At 69.1% G+C, this 1500-nt stretch carries 1 protein-coding gene; it reads right to left on the bottom strand.

Annotated features, from left to right (window positions below; all coding sequences use genetic code 11):
• Positions 1-33: 33 nt before the first annotated feature.
• Positions 34-1386: an IS4 family transposase gene (locus tag AOQ53_RS20995; RefSeq protein WP_059419489.1), complete on the bottom strand. Its 1353-nt coding sequence runs from the start codon at positions 1384-1386 to the stop codon at positions 34-36.
• Positions 1387-1500 lie beyond the last annotated feature (114 nt).

Below are 1500 nucleotides of genomic sequence, written 5' to 3'. Positions count from 1 at the left end.
CAACGCCGTTCAGTTAGGGCGGGGCTGGGGGTGTCAAGGGCCGCTCGTGAGCATGGCGATGCTGATGGTGGCTTTGTAGGTAGTGCGGTCGATGGCGGGTCCGCGTGCGTTGTACTTGGAGATCGCGCGTTTGACGATGCGGTCTTTGGTACGGACCCGCCGGGCCGGCAGAAGGTGGGCCAGGACGTGACGGCCGATGGTGCCAACGAGGTCGATGTCGATGCCGGGGATGACGCCGGCGGCCAGGACGAGCTGGTCCCGGGCGGCGGTGAGGGCGGTGGTGAAGCCGGCCCGGTCCGGGTCGGTGCCCGGGACGCTGTCGGTGGCGTCGGTCATTGCGGTCCGCAGTGCCTGGTAGGCGGTCAGCAGGGACCAGACCTCTTGCTCGATGCCGTCCGGGGTGCGTGCCCGCAGGACGCGCCCGCCCAGGATCGTGGACTTCAGCTCCGCATAGGCCGTCTCGATCTCCCAGCGCTCGTGGTAGAGCCGGACGAGTTCACCGGCCGGGTGGGTGGCAGGGTCGGTGAGGGTGGTCAGCAGCCGGTAGTGGCCGGTGCGTGTGCCCTGAGCAGTGCGGATGGTGATCTCGGCGTTGATGACGCGCATGGTCAGCATTCCGATGCGGGTCAGTGTCGAGCCGTCGCGGCAACGGGCCACCGTTGGCAGGTTCCGGTTGGCCTTGCAGCGCACGAGCAGGTCGGCGCCGGTGGCGGCCATCTGGTTCAGCAGCGCGGCGGCGGCGAAGTTCCGGTCACCCAGCAGCAGCATCCCGGCCCGAAGGTCCGCCGCCAGGCGACGGGCGTACTCCAGCTCGCCGGTTGCGGCTGGACCGAACACGGCCCCGATCACCGAACGTGTCCCGCAGGCCACCAGCGCGGCCAGACGCAGCTGCGGATAGCCCGAGATCCCGTTGCCGAGCCGCTGCCGGCTGAACACCGCAAGGTTGGCCGGACAGTCCGGAACCGACAGCAGGGTGCCGTCGACCGCGACGATTCTCAAACCCCGCCACCGCCCGGCGCCCGCGGTCGTGGCCGCAGGCCCGCTCACCAAGTCGAACAGTGCTTTCATGGGTGCCGGCCCCAGCCGCTGTCGCGCTTGGCGAAGAGCGCTGCCGCTGGGCCGAACCGTTGCCAGGTCCGACAGGCCGGCGCGCAACCGGTCGAACACCTGCCGGTAGCCCAGCCCGTTGAAGAGCGCTCCGGCCAGCAGCAGGTAGACCGTGACCCGCGCCGGCAGCAGACGGATCCTGCGCTGCACCGCACCGGTCTCGGCCAGCACCTCGTCGACCATTTCGAACGGGATGATCCGGGTCAGCTCACCGATATGCCCCGGCGCGAACACCCCGGCCGCTACCCCGACCGTCCTGGTTATGGCAGCCTGTCCCAACAGCGGAGCTCCTGTAGTGAGGATGTCTTGGAGGACAACCTCTTCCTACAGCAGCTCCGCTGCCTCGTTCACCAGCCTTGACGAACAGCCCCCACGCCTAACTGACGGCGTTGC

This window comes from Streptomyces azureus, from assembly GCF_001270025.1.
GTDB classification, from domain to species: Bacteria; Actinomycetota; Actinomycetes; order Streptomycetales; family Streptomycetaceae; genus Streptomyces; species Streptomyces azureus.
The sequence above is the reverse complement of the archived record's forward strand: the minus strand, read 5'-3'. Positions and strand labels throughout refer to the sequence as shown.